Origin of the sequence: Tianweitania aestuarii, from assembly GCF_018457165.1 — a bacterium.
Taxonomy (GTDB): Bacteria; Pseudomonadota; Alphaproteobacteria; order Rhizobiales; family Rhizobiaceae; genus Tianweitania; species Tianweitania aestuarii.
Map to the genome: position 1 here is coordinate 598,071 of NZ_JAFMNX010000003.1, position 15,915 is coordinate 613,985.

At 62.6% G+C, this 15,915-nt stretch carries 12 protein-coding genes; 9 read left to right on the plus strand and 3 right to left on the minus strand.

Annotated features, from left to right (window positions below; all coding sequences use genetic code 11):
• The first annotated feature begins 1 nt into the window (after window position 1).
• Window positions 2–1,093 (plus strand): hypothetical protein, encoded by a 1,092-nt coding sequence (locus tag JYU29_RS14640; RefSeq protein ID WP_213985530.1) that lies wholly within the window; start codon window positions 2–4, stop codon window positions 1,091–1,093.
• Here JYU29_RS14640 and pdxR read toward each other — a convergent pair.
• On the minus strand, window positions 1,090–2,586 hold the full coding sequence (gene pdxR, locus JYU29_RS14645) for a MocR-like pyridoxine biosynthesis transcription factor PdxR (protein ID WP_213985531.1): 1,497 nt from the start codon (window positions 2,584–2,586) through the stop codon (window positions 1,090–1,092). The two genes, JYU29_RS14640 and pdxR, sit on opposite strands and share 4 nt — an antisense overlap.
• A gap of 197 nt (window positions 2,587–2,783) precedes the next feature.
• Here pdxR and pgi point away from each other — a divergent pair, with 197 nt between their 5' ends.
• The 3 genes from pgi to JYU29_RS14660 all read left to right on the plus strand — a co-directional run bounded on the left by pgi (window position 2,784) and on the right by JYU29_RS14660 (window position 5,706).
• Window positions 2,784–4,421 carry a glucose-6-phosphate isomerase gene (pgi, locus tag JYU29_RS14650; RefSeq protein WP_213985532.1) on the plus strand — a complete coding sequence of 546 codons (1,638 nt, stop codon included), beginning with the start codon at window positions 2,784–2,786 and terminating at the stop codon, window positions 4,419–4,421.
• 10 nt (window positions 4,422–4,431) lie between these two features.
• On the plus strand, window positions 4,432–5,139 hold the full coding sequence (locus JYU29_RS14655) for an HAD family hydrolase (protein WP_213985533.1): 708 nt from the start codon (window positions 4,432–4,434) through the stop codon (window positions 5,137–5,139).
• A 123-nt stretch (window positions 5,140–5,262) separates the two neighbouring features.
• On the plus strand, window positions 5,263–5,706 hold the full coding sequence (locus tag JYU29_RS14660; RefSeq protein WP_213985534.1) for a DUF4174 domain-containing protein: 444 nt from the start codon (window positions 5,263–5,265) through the stop codon (window positions 5,704–5,706).
• Between the two features lie 111 nt (window positions 5,707–5,817).
• Here JYU29_RS14660 and JYU29_RS14665 read toward each other — a convergent pair whose 3' ends face one another.
• Together JYU29_RS14665 and JYU29_RS14670 are read right to left on the minus strand one after the other, a co-directional pair.
• Window positions 5,818–8,241 (minus strand): long-chain-fatty-acid--CoA ligase, encoded by a 2,424-nt coding sequence (locus JYU29_RS14665; RefSeq protein WP_431192865.1) that lies wholly within the window; start codon window positions 8,239–8,241, stop codon window positions 5,818–5,820.
• An 83-nt stretch (window positions 8,242–8,324) separates the two neighbouring features.
• Complete coding sequence (locus JYU29_RS14670) at window positions 8,325–8,906, minus strand: DUF924 family protein (RefSeq protein WP_213985535.1); 582 nt, start codon at window positions 8,904–8,906, stop codon at window positions 8,325–8,327.
• Between the two features lie 277 nt (window positions 8,907–9,183).
• Here JYU29_RS14670 and JYU29_RS14675 point away from each other — a divergent pair, with 277 nt between their 5' ends.
• From JYU29_RS14675 to JYU29_RS14695, 5 genes are all read left to right on the plus strand, one after another.
• Window positions 9,184–10,896 carry an ABC transporter ATP-binding protein gene (locus tag JYU29_RS14675; protein WP_213985614.1) on the plus strand — a complete coding sequence of 571 codons (1,713 nt, stop codon included), beginning with the start codon at window positions 9,184–9,186 and terminating at the stop codon, window positions 10,894–10,896.
• A gap of 87 nt (window positions 10,897–10,983) precedes the next feature.
• Entirely contained in the window at window positions 10,984–12,252 is a 1,269-nt protein-coding gene (locus tag JYU29_RS14680) for a sarcosine oxidase subunit beta family protein (protein WP_213985536.1), read from the plus strand.
• Between the two features lie 9 nt (window positions 12,253–12,261).
• A complete protein-coding gene (locus tag JYU29_RS14685; RefSeq protein ID WP_213985537.1) occupies window positions 12,262–12,522 on the plus strand; it encodes a sarcosine oxidase subunit delta in 261 nt (86 codons plus the stop codon).
• Between the two features lie 2 nt (window positions 12,523–12,524).
• Window positions 12,525–15,311, plus strand: a complete 2,787-nt coding sequence (locus JYU29_RS14690) for a 2Fe-2S iron-sulfur cluster-binding protein (protein ID WP_213985538.1) — start codon at window positions 12,525–12,527, stop codon at window positions 15,309–15,311.
• On the plus strand, window positions 15,304–15,840 hold the full coding sequence (locus JYU29_RS14695; RefSeq protein WP_213985539.1) for a hypothetical protein: 537 nt from the start codon (window positions 15,304–15,306) through the stop codon (window positions 15,838–15,840). Before JYU29_RS14690 ends, JYU29_RS14695 begins: the two co-directional genes overlap by 8 nt.
• Window positions 15,841–15,915 lie beyond the last annotated feature (75 nt).

A 15,915-nucleotide genomic window follows, 5' to 3' on the forward strand; every position in this document is an offset into this window, starting at 1 on the left:
CATGCGCGAAAACAATCATCATCGACTGGATGTCGCCGGCGTCAGCCTGGTGCTCGACCTCACCAACGGCCACATCGCCGCACTGGATGTGGAAGCGGAGGGCCGGGTGCTTCATCCGCTGCATCGCGCGCCCTGGATCGACAGCGGCGAAAACCTGCCGGAAAACACCCCGAGCGGCCTTGCGCGGCTATCCGGCGATTTCTTCTGCGCGCCGTTTGGGCGCAACGATGTGGAAGACGCACCGGGCCACGGCTGGACCGCCAACGCACCGTGGTCGCTTCTGTCCGACGAACGGATCGACGGCGGTCGTGTTGCCACCTTCCGGCTAAGCCGCCCGGTATTCGGCGCCACCGTCGAAAAGCGCATCACCCTGCGAGACAATCACCCCTTCATCTACCAGGAACACCGCTTGATCGGCGGGCAGGGCGGTGTTTCCGTTTCGCACCACCTGATGACCCACATGCAGGCCGGTGGTTTGCTCGGCTTTTCGCCCAAGCGCTTCGCGCTGACGCCCGACACCTCCCTGGAGCCTGACCCGGCGCGCGGCCGCTTCGTCCTGGCCTATCCCGCACAAGCCGATCTTACCGCCTTTCCGCTTGAACGTGGCGGCACGACCGATCTGCGCATCTATCCGCCCGCCGAACGCCACGAAGACTTCCTCACGCTCGCGGAAGCGGAAGGCGCGTCGCTCGGCTGGACCACGATCAGCCGCCATGCCGAAAGGGACATGCTGATCGTTTTGAAACAACCGGATGTCTTGCCGGTCACCATGCTCTGGATGTCGAATGGCGGCCGCGATTATGCGCCCTGGAACAGCCGACACATCGGCGTGCTCGGCATCGAAGACGCCCGCGCCAGCGCCTCCGGCCATGCGGCGTCGCTCGGCGAAAACGCCCTGACACAACAAGGCATCCCCACCGCCTTCCCGCTCGGGCAGGGCGATGTCATTGTGCGCCAGACCTTCGGCGTCACGCCGTTGGCCGACACGCACAACCCCGTTCAAAGCGTGCGCGCAGGCGACAACAAGCTCACCGTCATCTTCCAAGACGGTGAGCAGCTGAGCCTGCCTTACGACGCAAGCTTTCTCGGCTAGGCCGCGACCTGTCGCCGGCCGACCGTGGCTGCGGCGAGTTCGCGGATACCCGGCTCGATCTGCTGCAAGCCGATCGATGATATGCCGAGCCGCATGAAGCGTTTCGGCTTGTTTTCTCCCACAAAGAAGCGGTCGCCGGGTTCAACCAGAACCGAACGCTGGGCGGCGGCTTCGGCCACTGCGCGCGTATCGGTATCGCCAGGACCTTCCAGCCACACGGAGGTGCCGCCGGCCGGATCATGCGTTTGCCAGTCCGGCAAAAAGGTCGAGGTCGCCTGCACCAGCCGCTGGCGGCGCTCTTCATAAGCGTTCGACATGCGGCGCACGAGCGCTTCATGGTGGCCGAGCGACAGGAAAAGGGCCACCGCACGCTGGTTATTGGCCGGCGGATGGCGCATCATGAAGCGCCGCAGCGCCCGCAATTCCGCGATCAGATCGGCCGAAGCCACGATGTAGCCAAGGCGCAAGCCCGGCGCCAAGGTCTTCGACATCGAGCCGACATAAACCACGCGCCCCGAGCGATCGAGGCTCTTCAAGGCCTGCTGCGGCGCCTGGTCGACGAGCTGGCTGTCATAACCGTCTTCGATGATGATCTGGTCGTTGGCGATCGCGCTGGCAATCAGCGCCTGCCGCCGTTCCTGCGTCATCGGCACCATGGTCGGGCAATGATGGCTGGGGGTGGTGAACACGAAGCCGCTGTCGTCGGGAATGTCGGACACAACCAGCCCGTTTGCATCCACCGGCACCGGGTCGATCGCCGCACCCGCCAGCGTGAAGATCGCGCGCGCATCGGGATAGCCCGGATTTTCCATGGCAACCCGCGAGCCCTTGCCCATTAAAAGCGTGGCCAGCATGTAGAGCGCGTTCTGCGCGCCCAAGGTCACGATGATCTCGTCGGGATTGGCGAAGATGCCCTTGCGCGGCAGCAAACGCGCCTGGATCTGCTCGATCAGAAGCGGATCGTCGCGATCCACCACATCGGACGCCCAGTTGCGGATTTCGAGCACCGCAAGCGCCATGCGGTTGCATTCGCGCCATTCGGCGGTGGGAAAAAGGTTGGGATCGAACTGGCCGTACACGAACGGATAGGTCGAAGCGATCCAGTTGTCGCGCTTGAGCGGACGCGGCATATCGCTCGCCGCCACGCGCCGCCGCGCTTTCCAGTTGATGCCTGATGGCGCGATGTCGGTTTTTGCCGCCGGCTTGCCGGGCGTCGCCAGCACCTGCGGGTTGACGAAGTGCCCGCGCCGTTCGCGCGCAACGAGGAAGCCCTGATCCACCAGCTGCTGAAACGCGATCACCACGGTTCCGCGCGCGACCCCCAGCTTGTCGGCCAGGATGCGGCAGGACGGCAGCGGCATGGACGCCGCGATCTGGCGATCGAGAATGGCGGCGACGATGGCCTGTCGGATCTGCGCCTGCAGGGTCTGACCCGAATCCGCTGAAATTCGAAACAAGCCCGACCAAAGAGCGGCGTCATTGCGATGCGACATGATATTTCCCTCCGAACTGACGCTATGGGAGGGGGTGATCTGGATCAACCCTGGACCAATGCACTAAGCCACCAATTCTTTTGATGGATGCTTCAGCAACAGGAATAGGTTGCTAACTATCAGGATAAAACTGGCGCTGAGGGGCGGCCGCGATATATGCAAAAACCCTGCATTGCGATGCGAACAAGGAGCGTTTTATGTCCAAGCCGCATGTTGCCGAAGCGATCACCGCGTTGCGCGCGCATCGCCAAACCCTGCCCACCGACATGCGCGCCCTGTTTGCCGGCGATGCAAACCGCTTCGCCACCCTGTCCGCGTGCTTCGAGGACATGCTGCTCGACTGGTCCAAATGCGCCGTGACCATCGACACGATGCAGCTCCTCCACAAGCTCGCCGATGCCGCAGGCGTTTCCGAGCGCCGCGATGCGATGTTTGCGGGTGACGTCATCAACACAACCGAAAACCGCGCCGTTCTTCACACCGCCCTGCGCAACAACGGCAGCGATCCGGTTGTGGTCGACGGGAAGAACGTTCTGCCCGATATCGCCGCCGTGCTCGACGCCATGGGCACCTTTGCCGATGGCATCCGCGATGGCTCGATCACGGGCGCGACCGGCAAGCCGATCACCGACATCGTCAATATCGGCATCGGCGGTTCCGATCTCGGCCCGGTGATGGCGACGCTGGCGCTCGCCCCCTATCATGACGGCCCGCGCGCTCATTTCGTGTCGAATGTCGATGGCGCCCATATCCATGATACGCTCAAAGCGCTCGACCCAGCCTCCACCCTGGTGATCGTTGCGTCAAAGACCTTCACCACGATCGAAACCATGACCAACGCGCAAACCGCGCGCCGCTGGATCGCGGGTGCACTCGGCGAAGACGCCGTGCCGCATCATTTCGCCGCCGTGTCCACCGCGCTGCCCAAGGTCGCAGCCTTCGGCATTCCCGAAGATCGCGTGTTCGGCTTCTGGGATTGGGTCGGCGGTCGCTATTCGCTGTGGTCGGCCATCGGCCTGCCGATCATGATCGCCGTTGGCCCGCAGAACTTCCGCCGCTTCCTCGATGGCGCGCATGCGCTCGACACCCATTTCCGCGATGCGCCGGTTGAAACCAACCTGCCGATGATCCTCGGTTTGATCGGCTACTGGCACCGCGTGATCTGCGATTATCCCGCCCGCGCGGTGATCCCCTATGAACAGCGCCTTCTGCGCCTGCCGGCCTATCTCCAGCAGCTCGACATGGAATCCAACGGCAAGCGCGTCACGCGCGATGGCGAGCCGGTGGATACGCCGACCGGCCCGCTGGTCTGGGGCGAACCCGGCACGAACGGCCAGCATGCCTTTTTCCAGCTGCTGCATCAGGGCACGGATGTCATTCCGGTTGAATTCATCATCGCCGCGCAGTCGCACGAGCCGGAGCTCAAGACCCATCAGGATCTTCTAATCGCCAACTGTCTGGCGCAGTCGGAAGCCCTGATGCGCGGCCGCACGCTGGAAGAAGCAAAGGCCCAGCTCAGCGAAAAGGGCATGGCCGCCGATGAGGTCGCCAGGCTCGCGCCGCACAAGGTCTTCCCCGGCAACCGCCCGTCGCTGACGATCGTGCACAAGCTGCTCGATCCTTACGCGCTCGGTCGCCTGATTGCGCTCTACGAGCACCGCGTGTTCGTGGAAGCGGCCTTGTTCGGGATCAACGCCTTCGACCAGTGGGGCGTGGAACTCGGCAAGGAACTCGCCACCGAACTCCAGCCGGTGATCGAAGGCAAGGCGGATGCCCAAGGCCGCGATTCCTCCACCGCCGGCCTCGTTGCCGCCATTTCTTCTCTGCGCAGCTGAGGGCCGACCCATGGCAATCAAGGCGATCCTGTTCGACAAGGACGGAACCCTCATCGACTTCGAGGCGACATGGCGCGCCATTGCCGAAAACATGGCGATGAAGGCCGCAGACGGCGACCGGGCCGAAGCCGAACGGCTGCTGGATGTCGCCGGCTACGATGCGGAAAACCGCCGCTTCAAGCCCGATTCCGTGTTTGCCGCGGGCACCAATGCCGAGCTCATCGCGCTCTGGTATCCGCAGGCGAACGAGGAAGAGCGCCATGCGCTCGTGGCGAGCTATGATGATTTCACCGCCCAGGAAGGTGCCAATCATGCGGTGCCGCTCGATGGCGTGAGGGAAGCGCTGACGGCTCTTCACGAAAACGGGATCAAGCTCGGCGTCGCCACCAACGATTCGACGCTCGGCGCGGAAAAAACGCTGCTGGCGCTCGGCATCGCGCAGATGTTTGCGGCCGCCTACGGCTATGATGCTGTGGCCAATCCAAAGCCCGCACCCGATGTGTTGCATGCCTTTGCCGACATGAACGGTCTGCGCCCGAGCGAAGTGGCGATGGTGGGCGACAACCGCCATGATCTGGAGATGGCGCGCGCCGCCGGTGCCGGTCTGGCGGTGGGTGTTCTCAGCGGCACGGGCTCGCGTCAGACCCTGGGCAGCCTGGCCGATGTGATCCTGGGTTCCGTTGCCGATCTTCCGGCCTATATCAAGGCTAATCCGTAAGCGGCGGGTCTTGGCGATGGTGATCGACCAGGAGGGTTCAACAGGCTGGTTCTAGCCCGTAAGGACGACTGACACCTCAAGGCTGCCGCTTTAATTATCCCAGTTCCAAAGGGAGCAACAGCCATGATGATGCATCTGCTGACCGCCGCATCGATAGCCCTTGCCGCCGCCGCCATTCCTGCCGCAGCCGGCAGCGGCGACATCTTCAGCAAGTTCCTTTGGAAGCGCCGCGTGGTGCTGGTGTTCGGCGACCAGATGAACCAGGACGTCGCCAACCAGACCGATGATCTTCAGGCTGTTCGCGAAGAGGTAGAAAACCGCGATCTCACCATCCTGACGATCGTCGGCGGCACCGTTTCGGATGGCGGCCAGCTCGGCGGCCTGCCGCCCGCCGATGCCCTGCGCCGCCGCTTCAAGGTCGACGATCAGCAGCGCTTCACGGTGATCCTGCTTGGCAAGGATGGCCAGGAAAAGCTGCGCGACAGCAAGCCCGTTTCACCGGACGCCCTGTTTGCCCTGATCGACTCCATGCCGATGCGCCAACGCGAAGCGCGCGAAAACGACTAGCCGCTGAACACACAGCCAGCCGCTTCCAACCTCCCACTTAAGGGGAGGTCACGCAGCAGGCGCGAGTGGGAGATTCTGGCACCGAGACCTCCCGCTCTGATCCTCGCCGGCTCAGTTCCGCAGATCGCGCCGCAGGATCTTGCCGACAGCCGTTTTCGGCAGGTCCGCACGAAACTCGACATGGCGCGGCCGCTTGTAGCCGGTCAGGTTTTCGCGGCAGAACTCGCGCAACTCTTCTTCGGTGAGGCTGTCGTCCTTTTTCACCACGAACAGCTTCGGCACTTCGCCGGCTTTTTCATCCGAAACACCGATCACCGCCACTTCCAGCACCTTGGGGTGGCGCGCGACGACTTCCTCGATCTCGTTGGGATAGACGTTGAAGCCCGAAACCAGGATCATGTCCTTCTTCCGGTCAACGATCTTGGTGTAGCCTTCCTTGTTCATAAAGCCGATATCGCCGGACTTCAGGAAGCCGTCCGCCGTCATTACCTTGGCCGTTTCCTCCGGCTGGTTCCAGTAACCCGACATCACCTGCGGTCCGCGAATGCAGATTTCGCCGACATCGCCGAGCGCGACCTCGACGCCGTTTTCATCGCGGATCGAGACTTCCGTCGATGGCAGCGGCAGGCCGATCGTGCCCGAAAACGTGTCGGCATCGAAGCGGTTGGCCGTGGCGACGGGCGAGGTTTCCGACAGGCCATAGCCTTCCGCGATGGTCGAGCCGGTCAGCGCCTGCCAGCGCTCGGCAACCGCCGGCTGCACCGCCATGCCACCGCCAAAGGTCAGCACGAGCGACGAGAAATTCAGCTTCTGGAAGTCCTTGTTGTTCAACAGCGCGTTGAACAGCGTGTTGAGGCCGGGGAAGATGTTGAACTTGGTGCGCTTGAGCACCTTCGCGAAAGCGGGAATGTCGCGCGGATTGGGGATCAGCACGTTATGCGCGCCCTGCTGCATGCCCATCAGGGCGTTCACCGTCAGCGCATAGATATGATAAAGCGGCAGCGCGCAGACATAAACCGGACGTTCCGGGCGTGCGCGCTTGTTATAGGCGCTTTCCAGCCAGGCCGCGTTCTGCGCGATGTTCGACAAAACATTGGCGTGGCTGAGCATCGCGCCCTTGGAAACACCGGTGGTGCCGCCGGTATATTGCAGGAAGGCGAGATCCTGGGGCGCAACCGCCACCGGGTTCAGCTTGGCGGAGCGACCGGCTTTCAGCGCGGCATTGAAGCCGACATGGTTCCTCAGGGTCCATTTCGGCACCATCTTCTTGACGCGCCGGACAACCAGGTTCACCGCAATGCCCTTGAGCCCCATGAGGTCGCCGAGGCTCGCCACCACCACATGCTTGATCGACGTGTTGTTGATCACGCTTTGAAGCGTATGGGCGAAGTTCTCCAGGATCACGATGGCTTCGACGCTGGCATCCTTGAGCTGATGTTCCAGCTCACGCGCTGTATAAAGCGGATTGACGTTGACCACGGTGTAGCCCGCCCGCAGCGCACCCATCAGCGCGATCGGATATTGAAGCACGTTCGGCATCATCAAGGCGATGCGCGCGCCTTTGCGCAGGCCCTTGGATTGCAGATAAGCGCCGAAGGCGGCTGATGCTTCCTGCAGTTCCGCGAACTTCATGTCCCGACCCATGCAGGAAAACGCGATCCGTCCGGCATAGCGCTTGCAGGCATTGACCATCAGGTCGCCAAGCGAATCCGCCGGCAGGCCCGGAATGACGCTCGGCACGTTGGAGGGATAGCTCGCAAGCCAGGGCTTCTCGGCCGAGGCCGATTTCGGCGCATCCGCCGGCGATGCGGATATGGCAGCATCACCCGCGTCCGATGTGCTTTCAACGGAAGCCGTTTCACTCATGGCTTCGGCCGGCGAGGACGCCTCCGCTGGCGTGCCAGCGGTCGAGGTTGCTTTTGTCTCGACGGGAGCAAGGGCTTCCGTAGCGTTAGCCGGTGAAGCCGTGTCGGACGTCTCGTCGCTGCTGGAACCAACGGAAACCGCGGCATTCCCCGCATTGGCCACCGATACGGTGTTCGGCTCCTGATCGGCGCTCGATGCGCTTTTACGCACCCGGCTTTTCGCCGCGGGCTTTTCGACAGGAGCGGCGGCGGCTTTGCTTGTTTTCGCCTTGGGCTTCTTTGCAGCGCCGCCAGCAGCCTGCTTCATATCGCCAGTGTCTGTTGAAACCGCGTCCTGATCTGCGGTCTCGGCCTTCGACTTGTCGGCCTTGGCCGCATCCGCCGCCTTGCGGGTGCGGGGCTTGGTCGCCTTGTCCGTTGCGCTTCCATCGGCTGCGCTGGACTTGGCGCGAGACCGCGGTGCCGGCTTCGCCGCTTCAGCCGCAGTGACCGTATCAGCCTGTGCGCTATTCCGGACGGCCTTTGCGCGACCGGCAGCCTTCGGCTTGACCGCGGCTTCGCTCGATGCGGCCTGATCAACGGCAGCCGTCTTGCGAACGCGCTTCGGCTTGTCCGATGCCGTGTCTTCCATACCCGGTTCTGCCTGCGCAGCTTTAACCGCTTTCGCCATTTCGGGTCCCTCCGCCGATCCTGCTTTTAAGTCCAGTTTACCGGCAGCGCCGGAACAGACGCAAGATCAACTGGCAACAAGGCTTATTGTCCGAAGCCTTCATGTTCGGCAAGGAAGGCGAGCTCCTGCGGCGTGCTCTCCCGGTTCAGCGCCTTGTTGCGGTGCGGATAGCGTCCGAAGCGCGCCAGAATATCGCGATGCTCGATCGCGGCCTTCAATCCACCCTCGTGGCCGAGCCCCTGAAACAAGGCCACGCACCGCTCGCCATCGGCCAGAACTTCCGAATGTTCGAGCGGCAGGTAAAGAAACAGCTTCTCATTCGTGCTCATCGCCTGATCGAGATCGTGGTCGAGCACCTGCCGCGTGATCGCCAAAGCGAGATCGTCGCTCGCGAACGCCTTCGCGGTTCCACGAAACAGATTGCGCGAAAACTGATCGAGCACGATGATCGCCGCCAGCGCCGTTTTCGCATCGCCGACAACGTCCTTCGGCAAGACGCCGCTGAGCTCGTCATGAAGGATCGAAAAGCGGTCGCGGATCCGGTCGTCGACAGCCGTGCCACCGGCGAACCAGTCGTCCGGCTTCAGCTCGTCAAACCAAAAAGTGAGAACGTCGTCGGCCCATTGCGGGCGAGTGGCGGGGGAGGCGTTTTTCAGGTCTGTCATCTCCCCGATCTAGGTTTTAAGACCCGATTTTTACAGCTTTCTGCGCTGCCAAATGCGCAAATCGTGCAGCCAAATGCGCAAATGGCGCTCCCGCTTGACCCCTTGGACATGCGCAAAGAGCCGCTCGATCGTTGCCCCCATGCGCCAAGCTGGCTAGAAGGCGCCAAGCGCTGCCGCACCAGCCGATGCCAATCCGGCCGTCGCTTTCACGTGAATCCGGACGTTTTTCATGCCTGCTACCCCGCCCCGATCGCGGTCATCTGCCTTGTCCATGCCCATGCTCAAGCGCTTCTTCAGCTATTACACGCCGTGGAAGGGCTTGTTTTTGTTGGACTTTGGCTGCGCGGTGCTTGCCGGCCTGTTTGAACTCGGCTTCCCCATGGCGGTGCGCGCCTTTATCGACGATCTGCTGCCCACCGAAAACTGGACCCTGATCCTCCTCGCCTCCGCAGCCCTCCTCGTCATCTACGCCATCAACGCCGGCCTGATGGCCGTCGTCGTTTATTGGGGCCACATGCTCGGCATCAATATCGAAACCGAAATGCGCCGAAAAAGCTTCGATCACCTTCAAAAACTGTCGTTTCGCTTCTACGACAACCATAAAACCGGCCACCTCGTGGGCCGCGTGACAAAGGATCTCGAGGAAATCGGCGAGGTCGCGCATCACGGTCCGGAAGACCTCTTCATCGCGCTCATGACCCTGATCGGCGCTTTTGCCCTGATGTTTTCGGTCAACTGGAAGCTCGCGCTGATCGCTGTCGTGATCGTGCCGTTCATGGCCTGGGTCACCAGCCGCTACGGCGCCCGCATGACGCGCAACTGGCGCGCCCTTTACAGCAGCGTCGGCGACTTCAACGTCCGCATCGAGGAAAATGTCGGCGGCATGCGGGTCGTTCAGGCCTTCGCCAACGAGGACCACGAGCGCCAGCTGTTTGCGCGCGACAATGCAAGTTATCGCTCTACCAAGCTCGAAGCCTACAAGCTGATGGCCGCTTCCACCTCGCTGTCCTACATGAGCATGCGTCTGATCCAGCTCGTGGTCATGGTCGCCGGCGCCTATTTCGTGCTGGAAGGCGAACTGACGGCCGGTGGCTTCGTGGGCTTCCTGCTGCTGGTCAACGTGTTCTTCCGCCCGATCGAGAAGATCAATTCGGTAATCGAAACCTATCCGAAAGGCATTGCCGGCTTCCGTCGCTACACCGAACTGCTCGACACCGAACCCGACATCGCAGACCGAACCGATGCAAGGGAAGCGCCGGCGCTTAACGGCCGGATCGACTATCACGATGTCAGCTTCGGCTATGGCGGCACGCCCGTTCTGTCCGGTGTCAATCTCGCCATCGAACCCGGCACCACCGTCGCCTTTGTCGGCCCGTCCGGCGCCGGCAAGACCACGATCTGCTCGCTTCTGCCGCGTTTCTACGAGACGCAGGATGGCACGATCACGGTGGACGGTATCGACATCCGCGACATGACACTGCGATCTCTGCGCGGGCAGATCGGCATCGTTCAGCAGGATGTGTTTCTGTTCGGCGGCACGATCCGCGAAAACATCGCCTATGGCCGCCTCGATGCGGCGGAAGCCGACATCGTGGAGGCAGCGCGGCTGGCGCGGCTCGACAGCGTCATCGCCCAGATGCCGGCCGGCTATGACACGATCATCGGCGAGCGCGGCGTGAAGCTTTCGGGCGGTCAGAAGCAGCGGTTGGCGATTGCCCGCATGTTCCTGAAGAACCCGCCGATCCTGATCCTCGACGAGGCCACATCGGCGCTGGATACGGCAACCGAGCGCGAGATCCAGAAGTCGCTGGCCGAACTCTCGAAAGGCCGCACCACGCTGGTAATCGCACACCGTCTGGCAACCATCCGCAACGCCGACAAGATCGTCGTGGTGGATCGCTCAGGCGTAGTGGAAACTGGCACACATCGCGAGCTTCTGGCTCTGGATGGTCTTTATGCCCGCCTGCACATGGCGCAGGAACTGGAGTAAATGTCGAATCCCTGGCGGTAGGCGCTTGCCTCAGTGTGGCAATCAGGTGACCGTGCCGGATCGCCGGCCGACGTCGAAGGATCTCGCTTGCAGCCACCGCGCCTCCACAAACGCTATTCGGCGCTGAGCCTTCTTCGCGAGGGGCTGCGCGGTCATTCCGGCTGGCAGCAGGCCTGGCGCTCGCCCGAACCGAAGCCCGCCTACGACGCCATCATCATCGGCGGCGGCGGGCAGGGGCTCGCAACCGCTTATTACCTCGCGAAGAACCACGGCATGACGAAGGTCGCCGTGATCGAAAAGGGCTGGATCGGCGGCGGCAATACCGGCCGCAACACGGCAACCATTCGCTCCAACTATTTCTATCCCGAAAGCGTGGCGCTCTACGATTATTCGCTGAAGCTCTATGAAACGCTGGGGCGGGAACTGAACTACAACATCATGTTCTCGCAGCGCGGCGTCGTTACCGTCGCGCATTCCGACGCCGAGATGGAAATTGCAGCCCGCATCGTCAACGCGATGCAGATCAACGGCACCGATGCCGAACTCTTTTCGCGCACACAGGTTCTGGAAAAAGCACCGCTTCTGAACAGCGGCGACGAAGCGCGTTATCCGATCTTCGGCGGCGTGTGGCAGGGCAGGGCCGGTGTCGCCCGCCATGATGCGGTTGCCTGGGGCTATGCCCGCGCGGCGGATGCCCGCGGCGTCGATATCATCCAGGATTGCGCCGTGACCGGCTTCCTCATCGAAAAGGGCCGCTGCGTCGGCGTTGAAACCTCGAAGGGTGAGATCCGCGCCGAAGCCGTGGGCATCGCGACCGCCGGCAATTCCGGCGTGATGGCGGATATGGCCGGCTTCACCCTGCCCATCAAATCCTATTCGCTGCAGGCCATGGTGTCAGAGCCGGTAAAACCCTGCCTCGACACGGTCGTGCTTTACCTCGGCACGGGCACCTACATGTTTCAGTCCGACAAAGGCGAGATCGTGGTAGGTGGCGGCATCGACCGCATCCCGTCCTACGCCCAACGCGGCAATCCGCCGGTTCAGGCAACGGTGCTGTCGGGCATGCTCGAGATGTTTCCGTCTTTCGCGCAGCTCAAGATGCTCCGGCAATGGGCCGGCGTGGTGGATGTTGTGCCGGATTCGTCGCCCATCATCGGCCCGTCTCCCGTGCCCGGCCTTTATCTCAACTGCGGTTGGGGCACTGGGGGCTTCAAGGCCATTCCGGCCGGCGGCGTGGTGTTTGCGCATCTGCTGGCCACCGGCGAGCATCACGACATCAGCCGTCCCTTTGATCTGGATCGCTTTCGCACCGGCCGCTTGGTCGACGAGGCGGCCGGATCCGGCATCGCGCATTAGGAGGCGATCATGCAGCTTTTCTCCTGCCCCTTTTGCGGTCCGCGTGACGAAACCGAGTTCACCTTCGGCGGCGAAGCCGGCAAGATCCGCCCGGAGCCTGCGCCAGAAGTTTCGGCCGAAGACTGGTCGAAATATCTCCACCGGGTGGGAAATCCGCGTGGCGCGACGAGCGAGATCTGGGTGCATCAGACCTGCGGCGAGTATTTTCTGATGGAGCGCGATACGGTCAGCCATGTGGTTTCCACCACAAACGCGCTGCGGAAGAGCTGAGCATGACAAGCCATCGCATCGGTTCGCTTGCCAATGAAACGCTGCACTTTACCTTCGACGGCACGCGCTATGATGGCCGGCCCGGCGATACGATCGCTTCCGCGCTGCTGGCCAATGGCGTGCGCGTGGTGGGGCGCTCTTTCAAATATCATCGCCCGCGCGGCATCATGGGCTATAGCGTCGAGGAGCCCAATGCGCTCGTCGATGTCACGCTGAACGGCGTCACCACACCCAACCTGCGCGCCACGACGGAAGCTTTGGTCGATGGCATGGTGGTGCGCGCGGTGAATGCCAGCCCGACTGCGGCTGGTGATCGCAAGGGCTTCCTTGATCGCTTTGCGGCGCTTCTGCCGGCAGGTTTCTACTACAAGACCTTTATCTGGCCGGATTGGCACCGGTTTGAGCCTTCCATCCGCGCAATGGCGGGGCTTGGGCGGCTTGATCCGACAAACGAACCGCCTGCGCAGAACCCGCAGATAGCGGCCCATTGCGACGTGTTGGTGATCGGCGGCGGCCCTGCCGGCCTTCATGCCGCCACACAGGCAGCAAGCGAGGGCCGCTCGGTGATGCTGGTGGATGATCAGCAAACGATCGGCGGCTCGCTCCTGTTTCGTCATGCCGAGATTGACGGCAAGCAAGGTGGGGAATGGGCGTCGGCAGTTGCCGCCGAACTAACGGCGCAGGGGCATCGCGTTCTTGCAAACACCACGGCGTACGGCGTTTACGACCACAATCTCGTCGCCCTCTGGCAGCGCCGCCTGGGCCAGCCTGATGCGCAATGGCGCGTGCGCGCAAGACGGATCGTCCTCGCCGCCGGCGCCATCGAGCGGCCGCTTCTGTTTCCGGACAATGACCGCCCGGGCATCATGCTGGCCGATGCCGCGCTGAGCTATCTTGCGCAACACAAGGTGCTGGTCGGCCGCCGCATCGTGCTCGCCACCAACAATGGCCGCGCTTATCCTGTTGCCGAGGCGCTGCGTGCTGCCGGTGCGGATGTGACGATCGCCGATCTGCGGCAGCAGGCCCATGACGGCGCAATCGCCGGCGCGCGGATCGAGGCAGTGCATGGCAGCAACGGCGTTGAAGCCGTCACGGTATCCGGGCAGCGCCTTGCGGCCGATTGCCTGCTGATGTCCGGTGGCCTTACGCCGAGCGTGCATCTTTATTGCCAAGCCGGCGGCAAACTTGCTTACGACGAAACGATCGCCGCCTTCGTGCCGCGCGAAGACCTGCCCGGCATGCGGGTGGTCGGCGCCGCATCCGGCCATTATTCGCTTGCGGAGATCCTCGGCGGCGACGGGCCAATCCATCCCTACGCCATTGCCCCCGCTTGGCCTGAAGCTGGCGTTCAAGGCCGGCAATGGGTGGATTTTCAGAACGACGTCACCGTCAAGGATATCGCGCTTGCCGAACGCGAGAACTTCCGCGCCGTTGAGCATCTTAAGCGCTACACCACGCTCGGCATGGCGACCGATCAGGGCAAGACCTCGAACATGAACGGTCTCGCCACCATGGCGGCGCTGACCGGCCGCACCATTCCGCAGACCGGCACGACGACCTACCGACCGCCCTTTGTGCCGGTGCCCTTCGGCGTTGTGGCGGGACGACGGCGCGGTGAGTTTTTCAACCCTGTGCGCCGTCTGGTGCTGGAGAACGAGCATCGCGAAGCAGGCGCGACCTTCCGCGAATATGGCGGCTGGCTGCGTCCCGCCTGGTTCGGCGGCGCCAACGGCGCAGCCAATATTCGTCGCGAAGCAATCGCCGCGCGCACAGCGGTTGCCATTCTTGACGGTTCGCCGCTCGGCAAGATCGAGGTGATCGGCCCCGATGCCGGCGCGCTGGTGGACTACAATTCCTACAACACCCTGTCGACGCTGAAGCCCGGCCGCATCCGCTACGGGTTCATGCTCACCGAAAGCGGCGTGATCTATGATGACGGCGTCACCACGAAGATCGCCGACGATCATTACGTCGTGTCCTGCTCATCCGGCCATGTCGCGGGCGTGGTCGCGCGTCTCGAAGAATGGCGTCAGGACCGCTTTGATCCCGCTCGCGTTTTCGTTCATAACTCCACGCCGCAATGGGCAACGCTCACCGCCAGCGGTCCGAGAGCCAGAAAGCTCGTCTCTTCCCTTAGCCTCGGCGTCGATCTTGACGACGCGGTTTTGCCGCACATGGCCTTTGCTGACGGCCAGTTCGATGGGGCAATGGCGCGCGTGTCACGCGTCTCCTTCACCGGCGACCGCTCCTATGAGATTGCCGTACCCTCATCCAAGGCTGCAAACCTGCTTGCGGCCATGCGCGAAGCGGGCAAGGAGCTCGATGCGGTCCTGATGGGCTCCGAGGCTCTGCTCTTGCTGCGCGCCGAAAAAGGCTATCTCATCGCCGGCAAGGACACGGATGGTACAACCATGCCGCATGATCTCGGCATTACCGGGCCTATGAACAAGCGGCAGAATGAATATGTCGGCCGCCGCTCGCTCTTCACCGATAACGCCCAGCGCGCGGACCGGCAGCAGCTGGTTGGATTGACCGTGGAAGGCCAAACGATGCTCCCGGTCGGGACGCACGGTGTTGAGACGGTGAACAACACGCGTCGCTCAATCGGGTTTGTGACGTCCAGTTATGAAAGCCCCACCCTGAACCGACCGATCGCGCTCGGCCTCATTGAGCGCGGCATGGAGCGCAAGGGCGAGATGATAGACCTCGTGCATCTCGGCCAGGTGTTCCGCGCCGAAATCACGGATCCTTGCGCTTTCGATCCGGAAGGAGCGCGCCTCAATGCCTGATCATCGGCCGCAAACCATGCTCGATCGTGGCGCCTTTTGGACGCCGGTGCCGGACTGGAGCACTGCGACACTCGACGGTAATGGCTGGAGCGCACGCGTCGTGCCGAACCTTCACCGGCTGCTTGTCAGCGGGAACCTTGAAACAGCTTTGGCGAACCTCGCACCAGACACACCGAGTATCGGTCTTTGGCAGATCTCCGAAGGAAACATTCAGGCGCTGCGGATTGGCCGCGACCGCATGCTACTCACCTCCGTCGACCCGCTCGCTGCCGAGCCGGGCTGGAATGCAGAGGGTTACGCCGTCAGCCTGGCTGACGACGCTTATTGCACGCTTGAGCTGCAAGGTCCGAAGCTGCGGAGCCTCCTGGAAGAAATGACCTTTGTCGATCTGGAAGGGGAAAGCTCGTCAGCTGCAACGCTGGTGTGCGGCCAGCTCGCTTTATTGCATAGCACGGCAGACAAGCAGGTATGGGTTCATGTTGAAACCCCGCTTGCGACCTTCATATGGCATTGGCTGGAACGCCGTTAAAACACGTGTTTGATATGGGCGTGCGCGAAGATCACATACGCTGTAGAGGTCGACCTAGGCGATAATAGACCAATA

Excerpts from the sequence above, each read along its gene's own strand:
- JYU29_RS14640 (WP_213985530.1), top strand. The coding sequence starts at position 2 with ATGCGCGAAAACAATCATCATCGACTGGATGTCGCCGGCGTCAGCCTG.
- pdxR (WP_213985531.1), bottom strand. The coding sequence starts at position 2,586 with ATGTCGCATCGCAATGACGCCGCTCTTTGGTCGGGCTTGTTTCGAATT.
- pgi (WP_213985532.1), top strand. The coding sequence starts at position 2,784 with ATGTCCAAGCCGCATGTTGCCGAAGCGATCACCGCGTTGCGCGCGCAT.
- JYU29_RS14655 (WP_213985533.1), top strand. The coding sequence starts at position 4,432 with ATGGCAATCAAGGCGATCCTGTTCGACAAGGACGGAACCCTCATCGAC.
- JYU29_RS14660 (WP_213985534.1), top strand. The coding sequence starts at position 5,263 with ATGATGATGCATCTGCTGACCGCCGCATCGATAGCCCTTGCCGCCGCC.
- JYU29_RS14665 (WP_431192865.1), bottom strand. The coding sequence starts at position 8,241 with ATGGCGAAAGCGGTTAAAGCTGCGCAGGCAGAACCGGGTATGGAAGAC.
- JYU29_RS14670 (WP_213985535.1), bottom strand. The coding sequence starts at position 8,906 with ATGACAGACCTGAAAAACGCCTCCCCCGCCACTCGCCCGCAATGGGCC.
- JYU29_RS14675 (WP_213985614.1), top strand. The coding sequence starts at position 9,184 with ATGCTCAAGCGCTTCTTCAGCTATTACACGCCGTGGAAGGGCTTGTTT.
- JYU29_RS14685 (WP_213985537.1), top strand. The coding sequence starts at position 12,262 with ATGCAGCTTTTCTCCTGCCCCTTTTGCGGTCCGCGTGACGAAACCGAG.
- JYU29_RS14690 (WP_213985538.1), top strand. The coding sequence starts at position 12,525 with ATGACAAGCCATCGCATCGGTTCGCTTGCCAATGAAACGCTGCACTTT.
- JYU29_RS14695 (WP_213985539.1), top strand. The coding sequence starts at position 15,304 with ATGCCTGATCATCGGCCGCAAACCATGCTCGATCGTGGCGCCTTTTGG.